Origin of the sequence: Methanocalculus sp., from assembly GCF_029762515.1 — an archaeon.
Classification (GTDB): Archaea; Halobacteriota; Methanomicrobia; order Methanomicrobiales; family Methanocorpusculaceae; genus Methanocalculus.
In genome coordinates this window covers 1-2,209 of the sequence record NZ_JARVGN010000379.1, presented here as the reverse complement: position 1 = coordinate 2,209, position 2,209 = coordinate 1, and the positions used below count along the sequence as shown (strand labels likewise).

Annotated in this window: 3 protein-coding genes; 1 reads left to right on the top strand and 2 read right to left on the bottom strand. The window is 47.9% G+C overall.

Annotated elements, in window-relative coordinates:
• Nucleotides 1-592, top strand: a 592-nt coding sequence (locus QCH34_RS11175; protein ID WP_300334158.1) for a cupin domain-containing protein, incomplete at its 5' end; no start/stop codon positions are given.
• Nucleotides 593-651: 59 nt separating this feature from the next.
• Here QCH34_RS11175 and QCH34_RS11170 read toward each other — a convergent pair.
• Both QCH34_RS11170 and QCH34_RS11165 read right to left on the bottom strand, forming a co-directional pair.
• Nucleotides 652-1,017, bottom strand: coding sequence for a DUF1294 domain-containing protein (locus QCH34_RS11170; RefSeq protein WP_300334156.1), 366 nt, complete (start codon nucleotides 1,015-1,017; stop codon nucleotides 652-654).
• Complete coding sequence (locus tag QCH34_RS11165) at nucleotides 989-1,957, bottom strand: hypothetical protein (RefSeq protein ID WP_300334153.1); 969 nt, start codon at nucleotides 1,955-1,957, stop codon at nucleotides 989-991. The genes QCH34_RS11170 and QCH34_RS11165 overlap by 29 nt, the downstream gene beginning before the upstream one ends.
• Nucleotides 1,958-2,209: the final 252 nt, after the last annotated feature.

Here is a 2,209-nt window from a genome sequence, read left to right as displayed (position 1 = left end):
CGGGGCTGCCAGGATACACTGTGATTCAGAAACTGTTGAGGCAGCGCCAGGAGAACTCGTCCTCCTTCCTGAAGGAGTGCTCCAGTCGATTGAAAGTATCGGCGAATCAGATCTCCGGTACCTCTCGGCAAACCAGCCCCAGTATTCGTTTGATATCGATATCAGGGATGATGACCTCATCCCACTCCAAAATTCCACAAATGCAGATCCGATCATAATCTCAGATCCGGCAGGCGGGATCGAGTGGGATTTCGATACCGGGACGCTCGTCTACACCCTCATCAATCCCGTGCTGATGCCTGAAATGGATATTCCAATCGACTACAGCGTAGCATATGCACAGATACTCCCGGGAGGAACAATCGTCGGTAACCGGCTTACAGGTGCAACCGATCTGATCTATGTTGTGGAGGGGGAGATCACCATCCGTGCCGGAGACGGAGTGGATTACACAATTCCAGCAGGACATGCAGCACTCTTCCCCCCAGGTAAGCCAAAGGAGATCAAAAATGCCGGCACTACGAATGCGGTCATACTGAGCGTTGTTGATCCCGCATGGCGGCCGGAGATTTTTGTGATGATGGAAAAATAAATAGGGAAATTGTTCCCTTAACAATTCACCCATTTTTCAAATACTCTTTTCCTGCGCAATCATCCGGTTAGAAAGGGCATGAGATAATACCCGATCACCAGAATATGCAGCAGAAGGAAGAAATAGACAACCTTGAATTTGATCTTCTGCGTCTTGTGCCTGAGCAGCTTCATCCCTGCAAGTGCACCGAACGGCCCGACAAAGGCATAGACTAACAGCCGTTTCTCGCTCGTCCTCCATGAGTTGTTCTTCGCCTTCAGCTTGTCATCTGCAAAGGTAAGGAACGAGAAGATATTCAGCACCGCATACAGAACAAGATGGAGCAGGGCAGTATCGGGTATTGTCATACCGCCACCATGACCTTCGATGCTGTTGATGATACAGAAGAGCCCAACTTCATCCCCTGCCAGGAATTCCTTTTCCAATCCGAACCTTCTTCTCAGGACCGGTGAGGATCTTTGCCTTTATCAGCTCGGTCACAATCAGCTTCACCATGATTGGGGAGAGATGGATTTCAAAGCCCGAATCAGCATTATCTGAAGATGAACGGTATTTCGCCATCTCAGCACTGATCTCTGTCAAAGAGAGTGTATTCTTCCTGCCGATCAGGCTGATCAATGAGCGAACGATCTGTTGCTTTGTAGTATAATTCTCATAGAAGAGATCAAGGGACGCCTCATCCACCGCAAGGGTATCGAGGAGATCAAAAATTGTGTTTTCGTTCTCCAGCAGGTAGATCCCGGGTCCGGCAGTCACAACACATTCAGAATCAATCGAATAGTTTGCAGAGATGATCGCACCATGTGTTCTGCCAGCCTCAAAGAATGCATCAGCATATGATGAGGGGGTATTCTGGTAGAGGAGCTCGCCGGGCTTAATTATCTTCTGAAGGCGGTATCCCTCGGGAGATTCAACAACAATCTGGTTATCCTTCAGCATGATCTCAATTGGGATCCAGACATCATTCAACTCAGGCAGATCGCCGAGTGCCTCAGCATCCTTCTGCGGGAGCGAGAGGAGGGAGAGGATTGCTTTCTGGACAGTCTCCCGGGTATAGATGACATCACCGATCTCTTTTCCTGAAAGGATCTCTTCCAGTTTTGCCGTTGTCCTTGTCAGAAGATTCACCTGTCTCTGGAAGAGGGAGATCTCATCATCGGCAAAGAGTGGATTCTCTTCAGAGTTGGCATCAATCATCTCCGAATACCAGTCGATAAAACCCCGGAGGGTGCAGGTGATGATATCCTCGGTTATCGCAACCCCCCTGAATGACTTTTTTACACCAATCCCTTTCTCTTTAGCAAAAGCACAGAATGCATCCGCATCCTCCTCTGAACCAAAAATGAGCGTCTCCTCAAGGATCATATCAATAACTTCGACACATGGAGTAATGAATCCCGCTTATTCTGATCTTCTATCCATCTCGCCAGACCCCGGTGCATCAACAGATCTTCCAATGTATATCATCGGAATGGCATTTTTGATGCTGATAATCATCGCAATTCCACTCGCAACCTACAGGCTGCGAAAGCCGGAGTGGAGTTCCAAGCGAGAAATGATCTAAAATTTCTTATTTTTCTGAAAAATAAGAATATTCATATAATTGAACGTCCCACC

Excerpts from the sequence above, each read along its gene's own strand:
- QCH34_RS11165 (WP_300334153.1), bottom strand. The coding sequence starts at position 1,957 with ATGATCCTTGAGGAGACGCTCATTTTTGGTTCAGAGGAGGATGCGGAT.